Raw genomic sequence first — 24,246 nt, 5'->3', positions numbered from 1 at the left:
AAATGATCAATTCTGCAGGTAAAAAGCCATCTAACATCTCTTCTCAAATCATCCTTGTAACTGTATTTGTATTTTTATGTTCTAATGTATCAGCCCAGACAACTTCGGGCTGGCAGCACAAGCAGGAATTGTATAACCTCCTTCAAAATCCAGCAGATAGCATCTATATACAGGATCGCGGCGCCCTGCAGGAGTTGTTTGGCAGTACCTGCACAAAAACAGATGTACGGTATTACTCGTCTACCAAAGCTTCCGAACTGATCCAGATTTCAATTAAGACAAAAACATTCGTACCGTCTCTGCATACAATACAGCTGACGGATACGCTGTATTCCATGCACCACGGCAAGAAAAAAGCAGACAGTGTTATATATAGCAACAAGATTGACGGAACACGTGCATATGGAATATCCGGAACAGTCCCTAAAGGAGAAATAGGAACTTTTATTATTTTAAGAGGAAACACTAAGCTGCAGATTCCGAAGAGTGCTTACTCGGATCTGTATAATATTCACCTGTGCGAAAATAATAAAGCCCCTGAAGCCTATATCACTGCTGATAATAAGCATCTTTATATTTACATGCACGGCGGCGAAGGAAAGACCGCCTATGCAGTGAAATTTGTCTTTGATCAAAAAGGCTTTGTTACACGGATTTTAAATACACACCACTGTCTGAAAGACTTTGATTTTATTGATGGTTTTGGCGAATGTGAATGACATTTTTTAAATTATAAAATCGTTACCTGAAAATTATTTTTCATCTTTATAGCGTAAATCCTGTAATCATTCCAGAATGTTTACAGGATTATGTTGTTAATTCACGTTCCTATTGATTTATATGAAAAACTGGATTCTATATAGTATTATATCCATGTGTTTTGCAGGTATTACATCTGTTATTGCAAAATATGGAATGAAGCACATCAGCTCTGACCTGGGTCTGGCTGTGCGTACAAGCGTGGTGTTTATTTTTGTGATTACAAACTTTATGGTTTTTCAAAACATTAAAGAGATCAGCAATCTTAGTGGCAGGGCGATTGCGTTTCTTGCGCTGTCAGGAGTCACTACTTCGCTCTCCTGGATATTCTATTACAAGGCAATTAAAATAGGCGAGGTGTCGTATGTGGCAGCTATAGACAAAGGCAGTATCATCATTACACTTTTTCTCTCACTGATCATCTTGGGTGAACCCATGACACCCAGGCTATTATTGGGCGCGGCCTTTATACTCGCAGGCATGCTGATTCTAACGCTAAAGTAATAGTTATGAGAAAAATTATTTTAGGTGTGTTTTTAATGCCACTGTCCTTAGTGGCGCAGAATGATAAAAATATTTCTGTCAGGAAAATTCCGTCTCCCGTTGTTGCGTATTTAGCAAAGCAATACCCATCGTATAAAAAAGTATCCTATGTAATCGAAAATGATGCTGATACAATATGCTATGAAGCCGAATTTAAATATATGGGAGAAAAATATTCCGTACTGTTTGATACACTTGGCAATGTAATCGAGACAGAAATCGAAGTTTCCTTTGATAACCTAAAAGATTCTGTTAAAGAAAAGATCATTGATAAATTGCAAACAGACTTTCTAACACATAAAATTATCAAAACCCAGGAAGTTGAGTATCGGAACGCACTCTTATATGAACTTGAAATAAAAGGCAGGAAGAAAAAGGATGTTGAATTCTACGAATATTACTTTGAACGTTCAGGAGTATTTATCAAAGAAGAGCTGATTGAACTGAAGCCGATTCCAAGCTTATTTTAAATGAGAAAGCTGTTAGTTGCTTTATTGATTGTTTCAGCATTACGCGTGCATGCTCAGAACCAGAAACTGGTCTTCTATGGCGTGCTTCCGGCATTTTCACAAACCGGACGTATATCGAATAAAATGGATTATAATTTTTTTGCATCCACAACCATTGATGCATTTAAAAGCATTCAATATAATATTGAGTATCCGGCCAAAGATTTACAATTGTACATTCAGCCGAGTATCATTTATAAATTTTCTCCGGCTTTTAATGTCGCGGGGAGTTACACATATCAGCGAAATAATCCTTTGACAGGAGATTACAGCAATGAACACCGGTTGTGGCAGCAGTGTATCTTTGGACAGAGTGTAAACAAAACAAGGATAACGCACCGCTTGCGTTTTGAAGAACGTTTCATTGAAAATAGAGCAACCGGGGAATATCCGTTCAGTACACGTCTGCGATACCAGCTAGGATTTAATATACCTTTGCAGGGTAAAACACTTGATGTGAAAGAATTTTATCTGAATGCGTATAATGAATTTTATTTCAGCCTGACCGGGGCTAAGAATGCTACCTATAGTGAAAACTGGACTTACGGTGGTATCGGTTACAAACTGTCCGATATTTCCAGGTTTGAAGTTGGATATCTATTACAGATAGCAGCCCGCGACAAGCAAAAAGACCTGCGCGTACTGAATTTAGTGCAGGTTACCTGGGTTACGAATTTTAATTTTAAAAAGAGGCTCGTTGATTAACTGTATTAAAAAGAAAAAAGTCTGGTTTGTGCCAGACTTTTTTCTTTTTAATACAGTATAATTTATTCTCCTCTGGAATAAGAATAAATCATATCGCCTTTATAATTTATAAAATATAATTTTAATGAATCCGCTGTGCAGGAGAATGCGGCAAAGCCGGAAACAGCTTCAGCAAATTTTGTTTTTTCGTTTTTACTCGTTGTTCTTGTTTCAGAACCAGCCCCTGACACAATATAATCAACACCGCCTGCTGGTTGCTGGTGCTGTAAGTCATGTTCATGGCCTGCCAGATACATCTGTATGCCATGTTTTTGCATACGCGGTGTCAAGATGCGTATGATCTCTTTCGTGTCTCCGTGTTTGTCTCCGGTTGAATATGCAGGGTGATGGCCAATAACAATTTTCCATTTTTCTGTTGACGAAGCAAGTACTTCGTCCAGCCATTTCAACTGTTTGGTTGTATCCTGCATTGCCAGATCAGCATAGGCTTCCTTCTCTTTATGATATTTTTGCACGAAAGGATTTGTATCAATAAATATAAAACGGATGGAAGTTGTATCGTCAATTTCTTCCGTGAAGGTATAATACCTTGCCGGCATGTTCCAACGGCGGCTTTTTTGGGAATAATCAATCTGCGCTTGTGGGTTGCCTTTGTAATCATGATTCCCCAGAATGGAGAACCAATTGCGCTGCAGGTTACTGCCGGTGTATACGTTTTCAAATGAACTCATCCAAAGCGGATCGTCAATACTCGCTACCCCGTTATCATAAAAATTATCTCCTGTAGAAATGAAGAACTCCGGATCAAATACATCTACATATTTGCTCATTTGCTCAGCAACCTTACGTTGATTGAAATCTCCGCAACGCCCCCAGTCGCCAATCACAAAGAAGTTAAAAGATTCATCCGCTACCTGTATATGCTTTGGGACAGAATCGTTCGGCGTATCCGCTCTTTCCGGTGTTTGGGTTTTTTCACAGGAACAAATGATGATGCCTGATAAAATAAGGAAAAGACCTATGCGGAACATTTTTTTTCATTTTGGTTTTAGTAAAACAAAGTTCCGGTAAGGATATATAGTACCTTACCAGAACTTTGTTGAAATGTATTGCTAACGATTAAAAATGTTGGTTACCTGTACCGTCTGTTGGGAACGCGCCCAAATCTTTATTTGGAGGAGTAACATTAGCTCCATATGTTCCGCCTACCGGTAATACTGTCATAGGGAACGTTTTTGCTCCGCCATAACCCGGCGTGTATGCAGGGATGGCATGTATACCTGTACCACCAATGTATACACCTGCATTAATTGCCGGAGAACCCGGAAGCAATCTGAAATCAGCTCCTGGTTTTCTGAAGTTGTTCAGGTATTCAGTTCCTGAACTGTTTGCCTGTACGTTGTAGTTGTAAAACAACGGATCATATTTTAATGTATCATTCAGAATGTTTGTACCATCATATCCACCAACGGTTGTATTCCAGTCGCCGTTTGTATAGCTGCATAAATCGTGTGATTGTTTACGAGTGATCTGGTTCGGTTCAATAAAAATCATTTTAGTGCCCCGGCCAATACATGTTAGGTTGTTGTTGTATCTCGTGTTTGCCGTATCAGAAAGATTTCCCTTTGTAGATTTAAATGTAACACGTAAACCGGATTTGCAGTTTACAATAATATTATTGAAGATAAATCCACCAGAGTTTGTTTCTGTATTGATCGAACCATTTCTTCCTGGTTTTGTTTGTCTGTATCCGCAGTTAACTACCGTATTGTTGTATATGTTTACAAGTGTGCCGTCAGTACTTGTTCCGGCAATTTTCAAACCATTTGCAGCAGCACCGATTGAAAGGTTGTAAGCAACATCACCAAAAGCAGCATTTTTAATATTCACACCTTCGCCACCTGTTTGGCCTACTTTTTCAAATGTATTTCTCATGATGCTCAAGTAGCAGTTTGCAGGCCTGATACAATCATCCTTAGAACCATAGATCCAGCAGTCTTCAATGATAAGTTTTCCGAATGTGCCGGAAGTATTATTCATGTAAAGTGTAAATTTTGGATCGCCTTGTGCCTGTCCGTAATCAGTTGCATCTGCTCCCCATGGTCCGCCGGTGTATTCAACGTGTGTCCAGCGCAAAGCAACTAAATTAGCATTTGGCCCGCATTGGAAGCCGCCCCAATACCCTGCAAATGCCGGGTCAGTAGCCGGGTCCTGGAATATATCCGGATTTGATTTAGGTACAGTAGGCGTTTCAAATACAGTGAACCAGTTCTCTGAACCTTTTTTACCATCACTTACAAGTGTACCGTTTACTTTAAACGTCGGACTTGTTTCCGGCGACTTACCATCGCCATGAATGTATACATGAACGCCCGGCTGAAGATACAGTGTATCAGTCTGGTTAATGGTTACATCTGCATAGATGTGATAATTTTTTCCTGAAACCATCGTTCCCTTAATTGTTTCCGGGCCCGCTTCACCAATGATGGTATCCTGGATAGAGGTTCCTACAACAAGCAGTGGTTCAGATAACTGAACATCTTCACTTGATTTCTTTTTACATGAGATGGCGCTTATTGTAGTCGCAATAAGTAAGCCTGCTAAATAACTTTTTTTCATTTTAGTATAGTAGTTATAGTTTAAAAGATATATCTGATTCCAAGCTGATAGTTTTGTCCGTAATACTCTTTTTGCACAAGAGTCTTGTCACCATCTGTCTGCATCGGAGGATTATAGTTGATGTTATTTACATTGTTCGGTTGGTTGACATATACCTGGTAAGGTGTATTCAGTAAATTCTGGATCTTGATGAATACAGAGAATTTCTTCAGGAGTTTTTTCTCGGCAGAAAGATCAAGCTGCTGAAAACCTTTTTGCCAGTAATCAAATTCATAATATGGAGAAACCAATACGATACGTTTGCCGGTGTATTGCCATGCAAGCTGCGCAGTTATTCCTTTCTGCGGATTCTTATAGATCAATGCAATGTTGGCAATATGTGCAGCCTGTCCTTGCAGCGGTCTGGATTGATCTTTGTACACCGGCTGGTAGATACCACTTGAATTATCGGTAGCAGTTTTGGTTGAAGTAATCTTTGAATGTGTGTAAGTGTAATTAGCACGTAAACCATAATTCTTAATATATTTTTCATACACAAGCTCAAGCCCGTAATTGATCGCATCACCGAAGTTTCCTGGCTGGTATGTTTTGTCGTTCTGCACACCTGTTGATGCAAAACCATATTCAATCGGATTGGTAATGATTTTATAAAATGCGCCCACTAAAATCTGCTCATTGGCTTTAGGGAAAAATTCATAACGGGCATCAAAATTCTGTGCACGAGTATGTTTTAGATAGGGGTTGCCGGTTTCAAGCCAGTTTTCTCCCTGGAAGTTGTAAGGTACAATTTCAAAGAAACCGGGCCTGCTGATGGAACTGAAATACGAAGCCCGGATATTTGTCTTAGTATTCAGCATATATTTAAAATGTATACTGGGCAATAAGTCTACATACTGTATGGTTCCTGATTTACCGGGTCTTGTTACATCTACATCGGTATCAAAGTGCTGGTACGTTTGTTCCTGTCTTATGCCGGCAACAGTTTCCAGTTTGTGTATTTTGAATTTTAGCTGTGTATATAAGGCTGTTATTTTTTCAGTGACACGATAATTATTCGGATCGTTCGGCGAGCCCAGCGGATTAAACACATACCAGTTGAATTCATAAATGTTCGTCCACATCTGTCTTGGGTCCGGGCCTGAAACAGGCTGTGGCCGGAGTAAATAGTTGTCATAAAAATTTTCTCTCTTTTTATCGCGGTACATACCCCCAACGCTTAATGTGAAGGGGATATTTTTTATTAATGCTTTGTAATGCAGGTTTGCATAACCCGTATAATCCTTGTCTGTGTTTCTCCACCAGGTTCTGTTGTAGTCCTGTAAAACATTAGGCTGCTGCGAAGGCTCCGGTGCTGACAGTGGAGCCTTATAATAACCGCCTACATAATGCAATTCCGCCCAGTCTGGTATGGCACCGGTAGCAATAGAGTACAGAGCCGACCAGTCAAATAATAATCGGGTTGACAGCAGTTCATGCTCGCCTTGCAGCGTTGTATTGTAAATGGTTTGTCGTTGGAAGCGTGCCCTTGAAAAATAAGAGACTTGTCCTGTGCCGGTCTGTGTACGAGGAGGTGCAAGTAGTGTGTCGATCGTTATTCTGGTTTGAGCTTCATCAAGAACGGAATACAGATTGTACAAACTGACTTTATGATGTCTGTTTATAACATAATCCATTTTTGCATGCAGGCCTGTGCGTGTCAGGTGCGTGGAATAATCGCGTACCCATATATCAGTAAGCTTTAAATTCCCCTGGCTATAGTCGGAAGGAAAGAAAACAGAGTTTGTTCCCCGATAAGTATTTTGATATGAGCCGCAAAGAATAATACCTAATTTTTTCTTGAAGAATCGGTTACCAATAGACAAGGAACCAATCAGGTTCGGAAGCGGTGTTTTAGTAGTGAAGTTTAAATTGTCTCTTGTAAAATCATCCGGCTGTGCCACGTATGACGGTGAGTGCTGCTGGTACGGAGATTGCTTATTGATAGCACTTATGGGGAAGTAGTCGTAGCTTCTGTTGAAAAAAGTTTGGTTGTAGCCGGTCGATAAGCTTGAATTGACATAAAATTTTGAAGGCGCATTTTTCATTACAAGATTCACGGTGCCGCCTATAGCATCACCTTCCATCGAAGGTGTGAGTGTTTTATTTACTTCAATGCGTTCAATCAAATCAGCGGGAAAAATATCTAAAGGCACGTAACGGTTTTTATTATCCGGACTAGGTATTTTAACACCATTAATTAATGTATAATTATATCTGGGCTCCATTCCGCGGATAATGGCATAACGACCATCACCGCTGCTGCTGCGCTCTACACTCACCCCTGAGACACGTTGCATAACATTGGCTACGGTAATATCAGGAGAAATTCGGATCGTATTTTCAGATATAATGTTCATCACATTGTTTGCATTCTGTTCCGTTTTTCTGGCGAATGTATCAGACTCCGCCCCATAATTATGGAAGTCGGTAATGATAATTTCATTGCCGGTTGTATCATGAAGCATCGAAAAGTGTAATGTATAGATATCTGCGTCATTTGTAATCTGAATAGATTTTGTCTGGCTTACATAACCCAGGTAATCCACAACAAGCGTATAATTGCCCGCAGGAATATTTTTAATAATGAAATTTCCATCAAAATCAGTAGCAGCACCGATGTTTGTATTATTTTTTTCCCGTATAATAGCACCGATAATACTTTCCTGGTTTTTGTGATCTTGAACGGTGCCTTTGATGGTTGCACCTTTTGATATGAAAGTTGTGCAAAAGGATAGCAAAAGGATAATGATTTTAGTAACAGCATTCATGCACGCAAGTTCGCATGACAGTATAATCGATGGGTTATGTGAAAATTAGCGAACAGTTAAGAAAAAATGATTTAATTTTGAATGTTGTAATAAAGCTTCTCAATTCGTTAATAATCCGGTGCTGCAGACGTAATATTGAATGAAAGAATCGTTGAAAGGAAGCTAAAAAGAGCATTTTACCTGAACGTTTAATAAACTATCTTTGTGTTAATTTATTAGGAAGAACATATGAACTGGATTGTACTTATTGTCGCGGGATTATTCGAGGTAATCTTCGCTTTTTGTCTGGGCAAAGCGAAAGAAACTACAGGTACCACGTCATATCTGTGGCTGCTGGCTTTTGCAATAACATCCACAATCAGTATGTATTTATTGTATCGTGCTATTCAAACGTTGCCGATCGGTACGTCTTATGCTGTATGGACAGGTATTGGTGCGGTAGGCACAGTCCTTGTAGGGATCCTGGTATTTAAAGAGCCGGCGGAATTCTGGCGTCTGTTTTTTCTGACAACGTTGATCGCTTCTATTGTAGGATTGAAGTTTGTGGCGCACTAAAAAAATAAAGCATTATAAATAAAAAAGTCCCGACATTGTCGGGACTTTTTTATTTATAATGCTCAGACCTTTTATTTTACTTTTTTGAATAAATATCGCGTAATAAATATTCCATTGGAATTGTTGTCCGTTCCGGAATATACGCCTGAGGTAACTTGTTCAAGTGTCCATCCATTGTTTATCAATTGAGATATTTTATCTGTAGTTGCTTTGTCATTTGCGCGAATATTTGCAAAATTTATTCCAGTCACGGAAAAGAAATTTTTCATTTCAGATTCTTCGATCGTTCCGGATGGTGATGTGGCAATCATGCGGGAACGTCCTGCGCCCATAGGAACAACCGATTCAATTGTAGTGACCTGTTGAAAATCATACTCGACAGTTGTTTTATTAGTGAAAGATGATAATAAAATACCTGTTAAAAGTGCACATAACAGACTTAATACTAAAATTGATTTGTTTTTCATAATCAGAATTGTTTTAATGAATAATTAGTTGGGTTGATTGAGTCCATAATATAAGGTTCTGAAAAAGGTGGCTCGCATGGATATGTATTTCATTTCATCTATCAGCAAATATTCTCCGGTTGTATTGGCGAATTTTCCCGGCATGCTGACGTTTATATATTGAACATGTTTTCTTCGTTTTCCAGAAACGATAATTTTTCCGGATCTGTCTGTGACATAATTCTGTTCGATCATTTTTACTCTATTGGCTGAGCGCTCCATACGTATAAAGGTATAGTAACGGTATGTGGTATTATCATATAAAAGAATTTGGATACCCTGGTCGAGGTAGATCTTTTTAGAAATGATTGTGTCTTTTGTAAGCTCTTTACCACAATCGTTTATGGCAATGTTTTTTATTTCAAGCGTGAACTCATTAACGTTTTGGGCGTAAGTAAGCCCCATGTTGCATAAAATGCAAAGAAGGAAAAGCACCGGTTTCATAAAATTTCTATATTGATAGTAAAAAGGAAAATGTGATTAAATAATCTTAATTCAATAACACAACACTCACGATTACGATATAAACGACACCCAGCGCCGTACTTAGTTTGCGGATATCAATATTCTTCACTTCTTCAGGTTCATAGATGGCATTGACCAGAATAACCACCATAAAGTTCAGTAAGACGACAATGAAGGTGAGCCAGAATAAATAATCGGCTTTGGTAAGGTTATCCGCTGAAGGTGTAGACGCCGAGAAGGATATGGAGAATGCAACGATCGACATGAATACCCCGATACTCACTTCACCGAGATTTTCAAAACTGATATCTTTAATGAACAACAAGCTGATGGAAATTAAGCCGATCAATACCAACGGTAGCACAATCTCCAGCAACGGCGTGGTTTTTTTACGTTCTACATTCAAACGGAAAAAAATATTTTTGAACTCATAAAGTTTTTCTTCTTCCATGTCCGGGTCACCGTACATGCCCAGGTTTATCTCGTTGTCAACCGTTACATAATATTTAAGCTTGTTCCATTCGGTAATTTTAAACTTGTCGATTTTACTGGAATCGAGGTCAAAACTTTTCTGGTCGAAGGAGACTTTAAGTTTGGTCGACGGACTTAAAATTTCCGCGCGCACAAATATTTCCTGCAGATCAAACGGATATCTTTCCAGCTCATAATTCACATAGAAAATACCTGAAACTTTATAAAGCTTATAAATCGTGCTGCCATCCGTTTTTTCAAAAATCAATTCTTTCGAACTCTCATTTTGTTTCATGTTCTGGAAGATGATGTATTTCTCCGCATTCCTGTTGTTTGAATCAAGTTTGATCCAGTAATAAAAATCAGAGGTGAATGAATTTTCATCCATGTTGATGTCATAAATATCAGAGATTTCCATGCCGAAAAATAAATTCGGAATAACTTCTCTCGATTCATTCAACTGCAGCGGACAGGAGTGGAAGCGGCCGTCCTGGTATTGCGTGAAGAAAATTTCCGGCACCAAATTCAGCGTACTGTCGAACTGATAAATTTCATCCTGTTCGCGAACAATCTGGTTGGGGAGTGTTTTAAAATATGAAGCGAAATCAGTTTTGGATAAAGTAGTTGTATCACGCACATGGTCAAATTTATTGCGGATCATTTCAATGGCATCGTAGCAACGCTCAACAAACAGCGGGTGATTCGGATTAATGAAATACTCAGGATAGGTAGTCTTTAAATGTTCGATGTCGTTGTATAAAGACTTTGTTAACGCGTCTGTCGGGTTACTTACAATGATCAGGTCATTTTTATTACCAACACCAAAATTTTTCATTTCTGAAGGGTTAACAATATATGCGTGGCCAAGCAAATGAATTTTGTGGAAGCGCGTATTGAGGTAATTAATCAGGTCATTACCAATGTCTGCATGTACACTCAACACGGTTAATGTATTTTCTTCCTCCGGATTTTTTTCGAAGTAGCTGTCGATCTCCGAATAGAAAGCCACAGAATCCTGTTTTGAAAAACCTTTACCTTTAACGCTGAAGAGTTTGTTTACCATAATTCCGCCTTCTGAAAAGGCCTTCAGATACGTAGGGTGCAGGCCATAATCGGCTTCGCTGATGAAGTTGATTTTATTGATGTGAAGTACTTTGCTGATGTAGGCTACAATATCGTGCGGGATGTTGTCCTGGTTGCCGGTAAAAATTGCACTTTTACCAAAATCATATTCGTTGCGGTCTGCGTTGATGGCTATAACAGGAAGATCATTGTTTTTGATTGTAGCAGCACATTTGCTGATGTGCTGTCCCCAGGTGTTATCGATAATAGCAACAATGTCTTTGTCTTTGGCAATCTCTTTATAGATTGAGTCGCTTATTGTGCCATCTCTTCTGCAGTCAAAAACTTTCAGCTGCAGATCGGTATAAGGTAATTCCAGTTCTGATAAGTATTTCCGTAAGGTAACTTCATGCATCAGGTCGAAGTTATTCAGCGGTTGCTTGTTGCAGGGGATGCTGTCGGCCTGGTTGGTATAGCGGCCGATATAAGCTACATATTTTATTTGTTTGTGAATACTGGGACGGAGATGGTTTCTGAATATATAGAAGGAACCGATTGCCAGTATCACTAAAGAGATGATCGACAGTAAAAATTTTTTTTGAGCGAAAAATGCTTTCATTGAAATAATTGCTTTAGGGGAAACAATTGATTGAAAGCGTAGGTTATACGCTTTGTATTAAATGTACTTCAGGAATGAATCCGGGTACTTTGATTTTATCATCCGGTATTTTTTGCAAACAGGATAAAGCAGCAGCAGAATACCTGTCCAGATCACATATACAACCGGAAGAGGATAACCATATTTACTCGTGATGTCGTAAACATCAAGCGCATGCGGGTCAATTTCAAATCCATTCAGTATATAAACTGAAATTACTGCCAGGGTATGGATAACAAATAAATGGGTAATGTAAAAGAACATGGAAACCTTACCAAATAACGCAATCGGGCGGTAAAGGTTTGACGGATTCGATTCGATCAAGGAAAACAGATAAAATAAAACTGAGAGCGTAATCAGGATGTAATCCAGTGACATTGGATACTTCGTTACATTCAGGAAACTGAAAAGTGTCCTATATAAATATTGATTGTGTACCCACTGTGCCGGATCACCATATTCGTTTAACAGACGAAGAGATACAAACAGCAGCAGAAATATCAAAGCGACACGTTTTAAAAGCGATATGCGGTTCTCCTGACTTTCTTTGGTAAATAAGCTGCCCATACCGAAACCCAGGCAGATCAGGCCGAACATAGGCAGGATCGGATACAGGATCTTGATGCTGAAGCTGTCGGTTATATAGAAAGTACCGGTCTGGTCGAGTATATGCCAGATGAAAGATAAAAGTCTGTTGTCGAAGATCAGCGCATCGGTGAGATTGTGCAGCGCGATAATCAGAATACCAATAATGAAAATCGTTTGCTGTTTAAACCAGCAGGCGACGGCCAGTAAGATCATGCTCGCACCGATTGCCCAGATTACCAGTAATACCAATAGGGAGTAATCGAGGTTGAAATGCCAGGCAAATTTAATAACGGTAAATTCAAGCAGAATTAAAACGAGGCCTCTGCTCAATAAGTAAACGGAGGTCTTGCGTACGCCATTCTTTATAAAATACATGTAGGATGATATGCCTGTAAGCCAGATGAAACCTGGCGCACATAAATGTGTGATCCAGCGGGTGGTGAATAAAGCTACGGAAGCTTGTTCAGGATCTGTAGGTGAAAATGAAAAGGCATTGATCATGAAATAATCCCTGGTATGATCAAGTGCCATTAATACAATAAGTATTCCCCGCAGTATATCGATTGATTGAATTCTTTGGTCCGTCTGGTTATTCGAAAGTGTGGTACTATTCACTGTCTGGATTTAAATTAGGTGCAGTATAAGCTTCATTCGGAATAAAAAAATACATATGCAAGAGTTTCAATTTGTTTTTTGCCAGGTCAAACTCAACAAGGCCTGTATCTGTTTTGCGATCGTTGATTGCGGTGAAACCTTTGTAGGAAATAAATTCCAGCGCATCATTGGTTGAATTGCAGTTGAAGCGGAGAAGTGCGCTGCCGTCTCCACTGGTTTTGATTACATTGCAAAGAAGAATGTAACGCTTGCGGTGATAGGCTTCAAGATCTGTTTTACCTAAGCGTGCGCAGGCAAATGCTTTTTCAAAATGTGCTGCAATACTAACGGGATTAATCAGTAAGATACTGTCGGCTACTTCCAGTACCTGATTGTATTGTCCGGATCGGTTTAGCGGCTTGATCAGGTTTTCCTTGAATTCAACATCTTTTGAATAATAGGAAGGTGTTGTTTGGTAGCCGTAATAAATAAGTTTGAAGTCTTCGATCGTAAGGGTAGAGTCTGATTTATTGAAGCGGTCTGCAAGTTTGGAGTAGCCCCCCCTTTCTTTCAGTTGCGCTGTAACCAGCACAGAATCGATCTGCGCAGAGAGTGCATACGAAATGAAAAGTAGACCGATACTCAGCAGCTTCAACATTATTTAATATTTTTTTCTATTTCAATACCTACAGAAGAGATGCCATGCAGGGTGTCGATGCGCATGTTCTGTTCGATACGCAAGATATACTTGCCGTTCTTAGGAAAATGCTGCATGCTGTCGGAAAGAATTTTATAATCGAAGAAGTTACCAAAGCCTGCACCGTAAGGTTCTCCTGAACCGGCATTGAACAGGTCCATGCCTTGCAGTTTTTTAGAAATCATATTTCCGTTTTCGTCCAGCAAAATGCGGTTCACCCAAAGGTTGTAATAGGGATAATCATTGTTGTAACGAACCTGATAAAAGAGCTTGTATGAAGCCTTTGAATCTGTAATTTCGAAAGGGAAATCTACCTGCGTTTTCTGGGCCCATAGTACCTCAGGCATGTCGATTTTTTCTTCCGTTACAACTGCCGGATTTGAACAGGCAATCATTGCAGATACGGAAAACAGAAGCGATATATAAAAAACAGATTTCATAAGTTAGTTCGAATCTTTTTGTGAAGGGCCATCTTTAGGTTGTGGACCACTGTTTTGTCTTGGCGGGAAATTGCCCGATGGTCTTGCTTCCGCCGGCTTGTTTTGACCTGCATTATTTTCAGAAGGCTTTTTAGTCAACTGATGTTTATTGCCACCCTGATGTTTGTTCTCCTGAGGCTTGCGTGTTTCCTGGTTCCGCTGTTGTCCCTGGACTTTAGCATCATTGCTGGGTTGATTTCCCTGTCTTTGCGGACGGTTATTGTTTTGCTGCTGCTTATTCTGTTGATTAGCATTGCCACCGTTATTCGGCTGGTTATTGCGCTGCGGACGGTTTGCGTTTGCTTGTCTGTTGTTATTATTGTTACCGCCTTCTCTCTTCTGATTTTCATTACGCGGAGGATTACTTTCTCTCTCAGGGTTAGGAGATACGCGCTGCGGTCTGTTGCCGTTATTTTCATTGGCGCGTGGAGCCGGAGTATTCTGTCTTTCTGCTCTTGGTTGCTGTGCTTGTTGGTTGTTGGCCTTTGGCGCAGGAGCTGCTGCACGCTGTGTACGATCAGATGCGTCGTCGTTTGAAGAACGTTTCTTTTTACGCTTTTTATTTTTCGATTTGAACTTATCATCAAATCGGGAAAGCTCTTCTTTTTCACGGATCATGACGCGATCATCTTTAATGATGATTTCGTTTGACTCCAGAGTTGCAGGTGTTTTGCCTGCCTTATTCATTTCAATGATCTCGATTACACGCTCTACTTCCAGCGGAAACCATGTAGTCTCATCCTGGAAACCAAACCACATGATGCGTTTGAAAATATCTGTTTTCTGAAGCGTAGCGTTCCCCATGGCTGTTTTAAGCGGAACTTCCACTTCAGGAATTCCTTTTAATGCATCCAGATACGTATCCAGTTCATAGTTCAGGCAGCATTTCAAACGGCCGCACTGGCCTGAAAGTTTAGATGGATTCAGGGATAGGTTTTGGTAACGTGCTGCAGATGTGTTTACGTTTTTAAAATCTGTCAGCCAGGTAGAGCAGCATAATTCCCTGCCGCAAGAACCGATTCCGCCCAAACGGGCAGCCTCGTGGCGCAGGCTTATCTGCTTCATTTCAATACGCACTTTGAATTCGCTGGCAAGCATTTTAATCAGCTCACGGAAATCAACGCGGTCTTCAGCAGAGTAATAAAAAGTTACTTTGGTATTGTCTGCCTGGAACTCAACATCCGACAGCTTCATACCTAATTTCTGGTCAACGATTATTTCCCGGGTGCGGTACAGGGAACTGGCTTCACGGTTTTTCGCCTGTTCAAATTTTTCCAGGTCTTTTTGTGTTGCCTTGCGGTAAATGGATTTGATATCGTCGTTGTTGAGAACGTTTTTCTTTTTCATCTGCAGGCGGACAATCTCGCCCTGCATGGAAACATAGCCGATGTGGTGACCGGATTGTACTTCAACAACAACAGCGTCGCCGGTATACAATTCCAGGGATTTAGAATTCCGGAAGAATTCTTTACGGCCATTTTTAAAGCGTACTTCTATTATATCAAACGTGGGCAAAACGTCCAATTCCATATTACCCAGCCAATCGAAAGAATTTAATTTATTGCAACCACCCGAAGCACAGCCAGAATTGCATCCGCCGGATGATTTTGTGCTGCAGCCTCCACCGGAACCGCAACCACCTGAACTACAAGACATATATATCGAACGTTATTCCGAATTCTCACTAAACCATGTACAGTTTACCCCATTCGGGTGGGGCGTAACTATTCATCCTAAAGATACATAAACAATAGGTAATTTGGGAATATTATTGACGTTAACCTGAAAAAGTATTCATATACCAATAAATGGTTTGAAAAGGCTTGTTTTTAAGTTGTTTAGAAGGCACATAAGCAAAAAGCTCCGGTAAATATTGTCTACCAGAGCTTCTTAAAACTTATTACTTAAAACGTATTATGTAAAATGTATTACTTCAATAGATCCAGCCCAATGTCACGGCGGTAATTTTTACCTTCCCATTGGATGGTTGCTGCTGCTTTATTGGATTTTTCAAGTGCCTCCGGAATGGAATTTCCAAAGCCTGTCACAGCAATCACACGACCACCATTGGTTACTGTTTTTCCATTTATATTTTTTGTGCCGGCATGGAACGTAAGCACATCACGCACATCTTCCAGCTTGGTTATTTCCTGGCCTTTGGCATAATCTCCCGGATAGCCGCCAGCAACCAGCATAACGGTTGTGGCTGTTCTCGGGTCGATGGAGAGTTTTACCTGATCCAGTTTGTTTTCAGCCGTAGCAACAAACAAATCAACAATGTCATTCTGAATACGTGGGAATACAACCTCTGTTTCCGGATCACCCATACGTGCGTTGTATTCAATAACAAACGGATCACCGCCGTCATTCATCAAGCCGATAAAGATGAAACCTTTATACAGGATGCCTTCTTTTTTCAAACCATTAATGGTAGGAATGATGACACGATCTTCTACTTTTTTGATGAATGCTGCATCCGCAAACGGAACCGGAGACACAGCGCCCATGCCGCCTGTGTTTGGCCCGGTGTCTTTTTCACCTATGCGTTTATAATCTTTTGCTTCCGGCAGAATCACGTAATGTTCGCCATCTGTCAATACAAATACAGATGCTTCAATACCTTTTAAAAATTGCTCGATCACAACCTTTGCACTTGCTTCACCAAATAATTTATCAGCAAGCATTTCTTTCAAGGTATTTTTGGCTGTTGCCAGGTCCTCAGCAATGATTACACCTTTGCCGGCAGCCAAACCATCTGCTTTTAAAACGATCGGTAAAGATTGTGTTTCTAAATATTTCAAACCTTCTTCCAGTTCTGCTTCTGTAAACGTGCGGGATGCAGCAGTTGGAACACCGTATTTCTGCATGAAATTTTTGGAGAAATCCTTGCTGCCTTCCAGTTGAGCGCCCACCTTATCCGGACCGATAACAGGGATATGTCTGATACTTGCTGTGGCCTGGAAATAATTTACAATACCTGCTACAAGGGGAGCTTCGGGACCGACAATAACAAGATTGATGGCATGCTCAATACATGCCGCTTCTATTTTTTTGAAATCTGTAACATCAATTGCCAGGTTGGTAGCGATCTGCTCCGTACCGGCATTGCCGGGAGCTACAAATAAGTTTTTACACTTTGGAGATTGTTTTAATTTCCATGCGAAAGTATGCTCTCTTCCGCCGGAACCAACGATTAAAATATTCATTGAAGGGTCGAATAATAAGTAATGGACAAATATAGGCATAAATGTGGATGGGAGAAAATCATATACCGGTTCGCCAGGAGGCATGAAAATAAAAAAAGCTAAAGGGGAGGCCTTTAGCTTTTTCTTGATTTATTGAATGAGGGAAAGGAATTAATTCGCAATCTCCGATAAAAATTTTAAACGCATCAGACGAACTTCTTCTTCCGTAAAATCTTCGCCCAACACCTGTAAAGCATTGTGCAGGTTGTCATTTTCAGAATGCATGAAATAATCATAGATCTCTTCCTGTTTATCTTCATCAATACACTCATTGATATAGTAATCCAGGTTTAGTTTTGTGCCGGAATAGCATATATGCTCCATCTCCTGAATGAGGTCAGCCATGGATATTTTTTTAGCATTTGCTATTTCTTCCAGATCAACTTTGCGGTCAATCTGTTGAATAACATAAATCTTGATTTTAGATTTGTCTACAGAAGATTTAACCACTACATCTTTTGCAGAAACAATATCATGTTCGTTTACATATTTTAAAATCTGATCGATGAACGGTTTGCCGAATTTAATCGCCTTGCCTTTGCCTACGCCAACAATATTGCTGAGTTCTTCCGTATCGATCGGGTATACCGTAGCCATTTCCTGCAATGAAGGATCCTGGAAAACTACATATGGCGGCACATTTCTTTCTTTCGCCACTTTTTTGCGCAGCGCTTTTAAAATATTAAACAACTCTTCATCAAATGCATTCTTATGCATCACTACATCATCTTCTTCTTTGGACTGTTCTTTATCAAAGTTGTGGTCTCTGGAGAAGATCATAGATGAAGATTGCTTTAAGAAAGCCAATCCGGTTTCAGATACGGAAACAATACTGTAATTATCTACATCTTTTGTTAACAGGCCTTCCAGCAAGGCTTGTCTGTATACGGAATTCCAGAAAGAAATGCTTTCGTAGTTTCCTTTTCCGAATGTGCTCAGCTCAGTATGTTTGTAGCTTAAGGAATATTCGTTTTCGATTCCACATAAAATAGAACACAAGTGGTTGATACCAAAGCGTGCATCTGTTTGTTGCACGGCTTTAAGTGCCAGCAATAAATGCTCTTGTGCTTCGAAGCTTTCTTTTTTGTTTTTGCAGTTGTCGCAATAACCGCAATCTTTTTCCAGCTTTTCACCAAAATAAAACAGCAATTGTTTCCTTCTGCATACAGATGATTCTGCATACGAAGACATTTCATTCAGCAATTGGCGTGCATTGTCACGCTCGGTTACTGTTTTATCTTTATTGAATTTTTCAAGCTTAATAATGTCGTTGATACTGTAGAACATCAGACAATGACCTTCGTTGCCGTCACGGCCGGCGCGGCCTGTTTCCTGGTAGTATCCTTCCAGCGACTTAGGCGTATCGTAATGTACAACAAAACGCACATCCGGTTTGTCAATACCCATACCGAACGCGATAGTAGCAACGATCACGTCAGCATCTTCATTCAGAAAGGCATCCTGATTACCCATCCGAACAGAAGGCTCAAGGCCTGCATGATAAGGTAATGCCTTTACATCGTTCACACGGAGCAATTCAGCAATCTCTTCAACCTTCTTGCGGCTCAGGCAATAAATAATACCGGACTGGCCTTTACGGGCCTTGATGAATTTGATTAATTTTTTCTTGGTATCACCTTTAGGCTTTACTTCGTAAAATAAATTTTCGCGGTTGAATGATGACTTAAATAAGACAGCATCATCCATCTGCAGGTTCTTCTGAATATCAACCTGTACTTTTGGAGTAGCCGTTGCAGTAAGTGCAATGATTGGAATGGATGAATCAATGCTGTCAATAATGCTGTGTATTTTTCTGTATTCCGGTCTGAAGTCATGTCCCCATTCAGAGATACAGTGAGCTTCGTCAATAGCAACAAAAGATATTTTAGTTTTCTTTAAGAATTGAATATTATCTTCTTTGGTAAGCGATTCCGGTGCTACATATAATAATTTAATTTCGCCGCTTAATGTTTCTTTTTTTACGCGGTTGATTTCAGTTTTTGTAAGTGTAGAATTTAAAAATTGCGCATTAACGCCAAAAGCATTCAGTTGGTCTACCTGATTTTTCATTAACGCGATCAATGGTGATATAACAATAGCTACCCCTGGTAAGCTAATTGCAGGTAATTGATAACAAAGTGATTTACCTGCCCCCGTTGGCATAATTACGAACGTATCTTTGCCTGCAAGAACGTTATTAATTATTTCTTCCTGTTCGCCCCGAAACCGGTCGTAACCAAATACCGATTTGAGCTTGTTGATAACATCTAAATCTGTTTCTACTAACATATTTGTTCAAGGAATATCTATGTACAAAGAGAAATTCTTATATTTGAGTTTCTACAGAAGCGAAAAATTCGCATAAAATATTCATTAAATTGAAGTTAACAAAAAATATCGTATCCATTGTAACAGATGTAATAATAAATGAATCTGATGCAATAAAAAATCTGGTCAATCATATCAATGATGATTTTCATCATATTATCGAAGCGATCTTAGCATGTAAGGGGCGTGTGGTAATTACAGGAATCGGTAAAAGCGCAATTATCGGAAATAAAATAGTTGCCACAATGAATTCTACGGGTACGCCAGCGCTTTTCATGCATGCAGCAGATGCTATACACGGTGACCTTGGTATGATCCAGAAAGATGATGTTGTTATTTGTTTATCAAAAAGTGGAAATACACCAGAAATTAAAGTTTTAGTACCATTAATTAAAAGCAGAGGTTCTGTTTTGATTGGTATGGTAGGAAATCTGGATTCATACCTTGCACAACAATCAGATTATATCCTGGATGTAACGGTTGAGCGCGAAGCTTGCCCGAACAACCTGGCACCCACTACAAGTACAACGGCTGCGTTGGTAATGGGAGATGCAGTTGCAGTGGCATTACTGGAATGCAGAAACTTCAGCAGCGAAGATTTTGCGCAGAACCATCCGGGCGGCGCTTTGGGTAAACAGCTATACTTACGTGTAAATGATATCTATGCATCAAATGAAAAACCTGCTGTTTCTCTTGAAACTTCGGTAAAAGATGTTATTTTAGAGATATCATCGAAAAGATTAGGTGCTGCAGCAGTTCTTGCTGCAGATGGTACACTGGCTGGAATTATTACAGATGGCGATTTAAGAAGAATGCTGAATACCCATGATTCATTCTCACATCTTAAAGCTAAGGATATCATGACCAAATCTCCCAAGACAATCGATGCGGAAGATTTCGCTGCGTCAGCAATGACGTTGATGCAATCAAAAAATATTACTCAGTTGATTGTAATGAAAGATAATATATTCGTTGGTTTTATACATGTACATGATCTGTTGAAAGAAGGTATTGTATAACATTTCTTTTTAATAATTTAATTTTAAGTTTATTATGAAAACACTGTTTAGCTTTATAGCATTAAGTATTAGTTTTGCCGGTTTTTCCCAGCTTACAGACGCACAGTTAAAAAGATTGGAATATCAGGTTGATAGCGCCGCATCATTGCTGCATGAAAAACTTATTTCCAATTCTGAAAGCCTGCTTACTACCGAATTTACAGTGGATACATTTAAGGTAGAAAAATTAAAGCAAAAGAAGATGGCGATGGATACTTCCATGGCTGAAAAAATTGCAGCGATTAATGAAGCAGAAATTCAGTATACAATTTTAATGGATAAATATTATTCTGTATTGTTGAATCGGTTTGATGATGAAGGCAAGAAAGCAATCGTAGCTGCGCAAAAAAAATGGTTAAAATACCGCGATGATGAAATTGCGATGACCGAAAAGCTTTATGATGAAGAACATAAAGGCGATCTTAAATCCAAAGAAATCGGAAAAGCTGTTGAGAATCTTGAATTGACAAAAGAACGTGTGATAGAAATATATAAGCACATTTTAGCGAATCCGAAAAAGCAATAATTCGGCAATACAGATTTGAATTTTCAGATAATAAGTTTTTAAAATTAAAGAAGGATTCATAATTTTTTATGGACCGATAGGTGAAAGATGGATATAAATAATTATGCGGTAATTATGGCAGGTGGGATCGGAAGCAGATTTTGGCCGTTCAGCCGTACAAAATACCCGAAACAATTCCATGATGTGCTTGGCACAGGCACAACGCTGATTCAGCAGACGGTAAATCGGTTTAAGAATGTTTGTCCGCCGGAAAATATTATCATTGTTACAAATAAAGATTATGTAAGTCTGGTTAAAGAACAGCTACCTTTTTTACAGGATCATCAGATCCTGGCTGAACCAATAGGGCGAAATACGGCGCCATGTCTGGCCTACGCAGCTTATAAGATCTTACAGCGCGATCGTAATGCAAATATTGTCGTGGCTCCATCGGATCATATCATTCTTCAGGAAAAAGAATTCGAAAGCATTATCCTCGAAGCTTTGCAGGCTACGGAGCAGGCCGACATATTGATTACGCTTGGTATGAAGCCAACAAGGCCTGACACAGGTTATGGGTATATACAATACATCGACGAAAATAAGAACCGCATTAAAAAGGTTAAAACCTTTACAGAAAAACCCGCACTTGATTTAGCGATTAAGTTTATTGAAAGTGGTGAATTTGTATGGAATGCGGGTATCTTTATTTTTAACGCGCAAACAATAGTCGACTCCATCAAGCAGTACTTACCTGAAATGGATGAGGTGTTCAGCGAAGGTATTGGAAAATACTGGACCGATAAAGAAAATGATTTTATTGCCAGCGCATATTCACGTTGCGGAAATATTTCCATTGACTACGGTATCATGGAAAAATCAGACAATGTATATGTGATGCTTGCCGACTTCGGTTGGTCGGATCTCGGTACCTGGAAATCATTATTTGAGAATATGCCTAAAAATAATGAGGGTAATGTGATCGATGGTAATGTATTGACATATGACACGCAGGATTGTATCATAAAAACTCCCAAGGACAAACTTGTTGTTGCTGAAGGTCTGGATGGCTTTATCGTTGCCGAGTTTGACGGTGTGCTGATGATTTGCCGCAAAGAAAATGAGCAGCGTGTAAAAGATTTTGTTTCGGATGTAAAAGCAACGAAAGACAAAAAATTTGTATAGGAATTTAAAAGCAGCATAAAAATAAAAAAACCTTTCGACCCCGCTAGCTATCGGGGTCGAAAGGTTTTTTTATTTTAATAACGATCGGATCAGTAACTGATCCGATCGCGTTTTTTTTAATTAGAATATAAAGTCCGTAGACAGGAATTTAGAAGAACGTTCTTTGATGATATCAGTAAGCATTTCTTTGTTTACATCAATTTCTTTTGCGGCTACCATAGAACGGATGCTGAATGTACGCAATGCATCAGAAACGGATAGTGTACCTTCACCTGAATCTTTTCTTCCTGTGAACGGATAAACATCCGGTCCGCGCTGACACTGGCTGTTTATGTTCAATCTGCAAACCTGGTTTACAAGATTATCGATCAGCTTTGCCATTTCAACATTGTCTGTACCGAAGATACTTGCCTGCTGACCATAGTTTGATTCAACCATGTATTGAATAACCTCGTCGATTTTATCGTAAGCAACGATGGGCACTACCGGTCCGAATTGTTCTTCGTAATACAATTTCATTTTATTGTTTACCGGATACACAACAGCTGGTGCATAGAATGTATGCTCGATCGTACCACCGCCTGCATTGATTACTTTAGCACCGTGTGCTTCAGCATCTTCAATCAGTTCTTTCAAAAGACCTGGTTTTTCAGGCTCTGGAAGAGGAGTGATCTGAACACCATTTTCCCACGGCATACCCCACTTAAGCAATTCAATTTCTTTCAGGAATTTATTGATGAAGGTATCAACAACATTTTTCTGAACGAAGATGATCTTAAGCGCTGTGCAACGCTGACCATTGTATGATAGTGAACCAAGGATACATTCTTTTACAGCCAGATCAAGATCTGCATGATTTAATACAATTGCAGGGTTCTTCGCTTCAAGCGCCAGTACTGAACGTAAACGGTTCGGGCGTGGATGCTGAAGCTTCATAATGTTAGCAGACTTACTAGTACCGATGAAGGCAAGCACATCAATTTTACCGGTAGTCATCAATGGCCCTACAGTAGCACGGCCGCGGCCGAATACTACGTTGATAACCCCTTTCGGGAATGAATCCCTGAAAGCCTCTAATAAAGGGCGGTGAAGAAGAACACCGATTTTTGCCGGCTTGAATACAACCGTATTTCCCATGATTAATGCCGGGATCAACGTTGTGAATGTTTCATTCAACGGGTAGTTGTATGGTCCCATGCACAATACTACACCAAGCGGACTACGTCTGATTTTTCCGATGATGCCCTGCTCAAACTGATAGTTGGATGAAGTTCGGTCAAGTTTTTTATATGCTTCGATTGTATCAAGGATATATTCAACTGTACGGTCAAATTCTTTTTCAGAATCTTTAATCGTTTTGCCGATTTCCCACATCAACGTTTTAACAACTTCTGTACGCTTGGATTTCATTGCCTTTACAAATTTCTCCATTGCGTGGATCCGGCCTTCCACCGTCATGGTAGGCCATTCACCGGTACCGTTTTTATAAGCGCCGATCGCAGCATTTAAAGCATCTGTTGCTTCCTTTTCTGTAAGCAGTGGCGTAGAACCTAAAAGTTTTTGTACCGGACCATTTGGTGTTTGTATACATACCGGAGAAAATATATCCTGAACAGGTCCGTTCCAGATTTTAATTTCACCGTTTACCAAATATTCTTTTTGATACACAGGCTCACCATATGCATATTCCGCGGGGATGTCTGCTTCCTTTGGAAATATTGCAGCGAGCTTTTCATTTACAGCTTCTACAGTATTCATGTTTGTTGATTAATAAGGTTAAATTAATGAGTTAAAATAAGTCTGAAAAAGACTTTTCGCTTTTTCCCAATTGCTGACTTCAATACAGTAGCAGGTTCTTGCACCATCTTCTTTTCCATATATCAAACCTGCTTCTTTGAGTTCTTTTAT

General features: G+C 39.6%; 21 protein-coding genes. 8 read left to right on the top strand and 13 right to left on the bottom strand.

The genetic code is table 11. From position 1 onward, the window contains the following. The first annotated feature begins 2 nt into the window (after positions 1 to 2). The 4 genes from ACTHJT_RS02735 to ACTHJT_RS02720 all read left to right on the top strand — a co-directional run bounded on the left by ACTHJT_RS02735 (position 3) and on the right by ACTHJT_RS02720 (position 2,516). Complete coding sequence (locus ACTHJT_RS02735) at positions 3 to 719, top strand: hypothetical protein (RefSeq protein WP_440236207.1); 717 nt, start codon at positions 3 to 5, stop codon at positions 717 to 719. Positions 720 to 840: 121 nt separating this feature from the next. Continuing rightward, positions 841 to 1,263, top strand: coding sequence for an EamA family transporter (locus ACTHJT_RS02730; RefSeq protein ID WP_440236206.1), 423 nt, complete (start codon positions 841 to 843; stop codon positions 1,261 to 1,263). 5 nt (positions 1,264 to 1,268) lie between these two features. Beyond that, positions 1,269 to 1,772: a hypothetical protein gene (locus ACTHJT_RS02725; RefSeq protein ID WP_440236205.1), complete on the top strand. Its 504-nt coding sequence runs from the start codon at positions 1,269 to 1,271 to the stop codon at positions 1,770 to 1,772. Then, positions 1,773 to 2,516 carry a DUF2490 domain-containing protein gene (locus tag ACTHJT_RS02720; RefSeq protein ID WP_440236203.1) on the top strand — a complete coding sequence of 248 codons (744 nt, stop codon included), beginning with the start codon at positions 1,773 to 1,775 and terminating at the stop codon, positions 2,514 to 2,516. 62 nt (positions 2,517 to 2,578) lie between these two features. Here the strand turns inward: ACTHJT_RS02720 and ACTHJT_RS02715 are convergent, their stop codons facing one another. The 3 genes from ACTHJT_RS02715 to ACTHJT_RS02705 form a co-directional block, all read right to left on the bottom strand. Next, positions 2,579 to 3,547 (bottom strand): purple acid phosphatase family protein, encoded by a 969-nt coding sequence (locus ACTHJT_RS02715; RefSeq protein ID WP_440236202.1) that lies wholly within the window; start codon positions 3,545 to 3,547, stop codon positions 2,579 to 2,581. Positions 3,548 to 3,635: 88 nt separating this feature from the next. Next, positions 3,636 to 5,135: a hypothetical protein gene (locus ACTHJT_RS02710; RefSeq protein WP_440236201.1), complete on the bottom strand. Its 1,500-nt coding sequence runs from the start codon at positions 5,133 to 5,135 to the stop codon at positions 3,636 to 3,638. Between the two features lie 20 nt (positions 5,136 to 5,155). Continuing rightward, complete coding sequence (locus ACTHJT_RS02705) at positions 5,156 to 7,942, bottom strand: TonB-dependent receptor domain-containing protein (protein WP_440236200.1); 2,787 nt, start codon at positions 7,940 to 7,942, stop codon at positions 5,156 to 5,158. 228 nt (positions 7,943 to 8,170) lie between these two features. Here ACTHJT_RS02705 and ACTHJT_RS02700 point away from each other — a divergent pair, with 228 nt between their 5' ends. Continuing rightward, complete coding sequence (locus ACTHJT_RS02700; protein ID WP_440236199.1) at positions 8,171 to 8,497, top strand: DMT family transporter; 327 nt, start codon at positions 8,171 to 8,173, stop codon at positions 8,495 to 8,497. A 71-nt stretch (positions 8,498 to 8,568) separates the two neighbouring features. On the opposite strand, the gene ACTHJT_RS02695 is transcribed toward ACTHJT_RS02700, so the two are convergent. The 9 genes from ACTHJT_RS02695 to recQ all read right to left on the bottom strand — a co-directional run bounded on the left by ACTHJT_RS02695 (position 8,569) and on the right by recQ (position 19,551). Then, positions 8,569 to 8,964 carry a hypothetical protein gene (locus ACTHJT_RS02695; protein WP_440236198.1) on the bottom strand — a complete coding sequence of 132 codons (396 nt, stop codon included), beginning with the start codon at positions 8,962 to 8,964 and terminating at the stop codon, positions 8,569 to 8,571. Between the two features lie 24 nt (positions 8,965 to 8,988). Beyond that, entirely contained in the window at positions 8,989 to 9,447 is a 459-nt protein-coding gene (locus ACTHJT_RS02690; RefSeq protein WP_440236197.1) for a hypothetical protein, read from the bottom strand. 46 nt (positions 9,448 to 9,493) lie between these two features. Further along, a complete protein-coding gene (locus ACTHJT_RS02685) occupies positions 9,494 to 11,620 on the bottom strand; it encodes a hypothetical protein (RefSeq protein ID WP_440236195.1) in 2,127 nt (708 codons plus the stop codon). 57 nt (positions 11,621 to 11,677) lie between these two features. After that, positions 11,678 to 12,862 carry a DUF1624 domain-containing protein gene (locus ACTHJT_RS02680; protein ID WP_440236194.1) on the bottom strand — a complete coding sequence of 395 codons (1,185 nt, stop codon included), beginning with the start codon at positions 12,860 to 12,862 and terminating at the stop codon, positions 11,678 to 11,680. Beyond that, positions 12,855 to 13,499 carry a DUF4919 domain-containing protein gene (locus tag ACTHJT_RS02675; RefSeq protein WP_440236193.1) on the bottom strand — a complete coding sequence of 215 codons (645 nt, stop codon included), beginning with the start codon at positions 13,497 to 13,499 and terminating at the stop codon, positions 12,855 to 12,857. The genes ACTHJT_RS02680 and ACTHJT_RS02675 overlap by 8 nt, the downstream gene beginning before the upstream one ends. Continuing rightward, positions 13,499 to 13,978: a gliding motility lipoprotein GldH gene (gene gldH / locus ACTHJT_RS02670; protein WP_440236192.1), complete on the bottom strand. Its 480-nt coding sequence runs from the start codon at positions 13,976 to 13,978 to the stop codon at positions 13,499 to 13,501. Before gldH ends, ACTHJT_RS02675 begins: the two co-directional genes overlap by 1 nt. Before the next feature lie 3 nt (positions 13,979 to 13,981). Continuing rightward, positions 13,982 to 15,673: a PSP1 domain-containing protein gene (locus ACTHJT_RS02665; RefSeq protein ID WP_440236191.1), complete on the bottom strand. Its 1,692-nt coding sequence runs from the start codon at positions 15,671 to 15,673 to the stop codon at positions 13,982 to 13,984. Between the two features lie 272 nt (positions 15,674 to 15,945). Further along, complete coding sequence (purD, locus tag ACTHJT_RS02660; RefSeq protein WP_440236190.1) at positions 15,946 to 17,223, bottom strand: phosphoribosylamine--glycine ligase; 1,278 nt, start codon at positions 17,221 to 17,223, stop codon at positions 15,946 to 15,948. Between the two features lie 150 nt (positions 17,224 to 17,373). After that, entirely contained in the window at positions 17,374 to 19,551 is a 2,178-nt protein-coding gene (gene recQ, locus ACTHJT_RS02655) for a DNA helicase RecQ (RefSeq protein WP_440236189.1), read from the bottom strand. 89 nt (positions 19,552 to 19,640) lie between these two features. Between recQ and ACTHJT_RS02650 the strand changes: the two genes are divergently transcribed. From ACTHJT_RS02650 to ACTHJT_RS02640, 3 genes are all read left to right on the top strand, one after another. After that, positions 19,641 to 20,609 carry a KpsF/GutQ family sugar-phosphate isomerase gene (locus tag ACTHJT_RS02650; protein ID WP_440236188.1) on the top strand — a complete coding sequence of 323 codons (969 nt, stop codon included), beginning with the start codon at positions 19,641 to 19,643 and terminating at the stop codon, positions 20,607 to 20,609. 34 nt (positions 20,610 to 20,643) lie between these two features. Further along, positions 20,644 to 21,174 carry a lysozyme inhibitor LprI family protein gene (locus ACTHJT_RS02645; RefSeq protein WP_440236187.1) on the top strand — a complete coding sequence of 177 codons (531 nt, stop codon included), beginning with the start codon at positions 20,644 to 20,646 and terminating at the stop codon, positions 21,172 to 21,174. Between the two features lie 87 nt (positions 21,175 to 21,261). Beyond that, positions 21,262 to 22,338, top strand: coding sequence for a mannose-1-phosphate guanylyltransferase (locus ACTHJT_RS02640; RefSeq protein ID WP_440236186.1), 1,077 nt, complete (start codon positions 21,262 to 21,264; stop codon positions 22,336 to 22,338). A 120-nt stretch (positions 22,339 to 22,458) separates the two neighbouring features. On the opposite strand, the gene ACTHJT_RS02635 is transcribed toward ACTHJT_RS02640, so the two are convergent. Beyond that, positions 22,459 to 24,096 (bottom strand): NADP-dependent glyceraldehyde-3-phosphate dehydrogenase, encoded by a 1,638-nt coding sequence (locus tag ACTHJT_RS02635; RefSeq protein ID WP_440236185.1) that lies wholly within the window; start codon positions 24,094 to 24,096, stop codon positions 22,459 to 22,461. Between the last annotated feature and the right edge of the window lie 150 nt (positions 24,097 to 24,246).

The organism is Cytophaga sp. (assembly GCF_051961495.1).
Taxonomy (GTDB): domain Bacteria; phylum Bacteroidota; class Bacteroidia; order Cytophagales; family Cytophagaceae; genus Cytophaga.
The sequence above is the reverse complement of the archived record's forward strand: the minus strand, read 5'-3'. Positions and strand labels throughout refer to the sequence as shown.

What these genes read in the sequence shown, in the direction of transcription:
- ACTHJT_RS02735 (WP_440236207.1), top strand. Translation starts at nt 3, where the DNA reads ATGATCAATTCTGCAGGTAAAAAGCCATCTAACATCTCTTCTCAAATC.
- ACTHJT_RS02730 (WP_440236206.1), top strand. Translation starts at nt 841, where the DNA reads ATGAAAAACTGGATTCTATATAGTATTATATCCATGTGTTTTGCAGGT.
- ACTHJT_RS02725 (WP_440236205.1), top strand. Translation starts at nt 1,269, where the DNA reads ATGAGAAAAATTATTTTAGGTGTGTTTTTAATGCCACTGTCCTTAGTG.
- ACTHJT_RS02720 (WP_440236203.1), top strand. Translation starts at nt 1,773, where the DNA reads ATGAGAAAGCTGTTAGTTGCTTTATTGATTGTTTCAGCATTACGCGTG.
- ACTHJT_RS02715 (WP_440236202.1), bottom strand. Translation starts at nt 3,547, where the DNA reads ATGTTCCGCATAGGTCTTTTCCTTATTTTATCAGGCATCATCATTTGT.
- ACTHJT_RS02710 (WP_440236201.1), bottom strand. Translation starts at nt 5,135, where the DNA reads ATGAAAAAAAGTTATTTAGCAGGCTTACTTATTGCGACTACAATAAGC.
- ACTHJT_RS02705 (WP_440236200.1), bottom strand. Translation starts at nt 7,942, where the DNA reads ATGAATGCTGTTACTAAAATCATTATCCTTTTGCTATCCTTTTGCACA.
- ACTHJT_RS02700 (WP_440236199.1), top strand. Translation starts at nt 8,171, where the DNA reads ATGAACTGGATTGTACTTATTGTCGCGGGATTATTCGAGGTAATCTTC.
- ACTHJT_RS02695 (WP_440236198.1), bottom strand. Translation starts at nt 8,964, where the DNA reads ATGAAAAACAAATCAATTTTAGTATTAAGTCTGTTATGTGCACTTTTA.
- ACTHJT_RS02690 (WP_440236197.1), bottom strand. Translation starts at nt 9,447, where the DNA reads ATGAAACCGGTGCTTTTCCTTCTTTGCATTTTATGCAACATGGGGCTT.
- ACTHJT_RS02685 (WP_440236195.1), bottom strand. Translation starts at nt 11,620, where the DNA reads ATGAAAGCATTTTTCGCTCAAAAAAAATTTTTACTGTCGATCATCTCT.
- ACTHJT_RS02675 (WP_440236193.1), bottom strand. Translation starts at nt 13,499, where the DNA reads ATGTTGAAGCTGCTGAGTATCGGTCTACTTTTCATTTCGTATGCACTC.
- gldH (WP_440236192.1), bottom strand. Translation starts at nt 13,978, where the DNA reads ATGAAATCTGTTTTTTATATATCGCTTCTGTTTTCCGTATCTGCAATG.
- ACTHJT_RS02665 (WP_440236191.1), bottom strand. Translation starts at nt 15,673, where the DNA reads ATGTCTTGTAGTTCAGGTGGTTGCGGTTCCGGTGGAGGCTGCAGCACA.
- purD (WP_440236190.1), bottom strand. Translation starts at nt 17,223, where the DNA reads ATGAATATTTTAATCGTTGGTTCCGGCGGAAGAGAGCATACTTTCGCA.
- recQ (WP_440236189.1), bottom strand. Translation starts at nt 19,551, where the DNA reads ATGTTAGTAGAAACAGATTTAGATGTTATCAACAAGCTCAAATCGGTA.
- ACTHJT_RS02645 (WP_440236187.1), top strand. Translation starts at nt 20,644, where the DNA reads ATGAAAACACTGTTTAGCTTTATAGCATTAAGTATTAGTTTTGCCGGT.
- ACTHJT_RS02640 (WP_440236186.1), top strand. Translation starts at nt 21,262, where the DNA reads ATGGATATAAATAATTATGCGGTAATTATGGCAGGTGGGATCGGAAGC.
- ACTHJT_RS02635 (WP_440236185.1), bottom strand. Translation starts at nt 24,096, where the DNA reads ATGAATACTGTAGAAGCTGTAAATGAAAAGCTCGCTGCAATATTTCCA.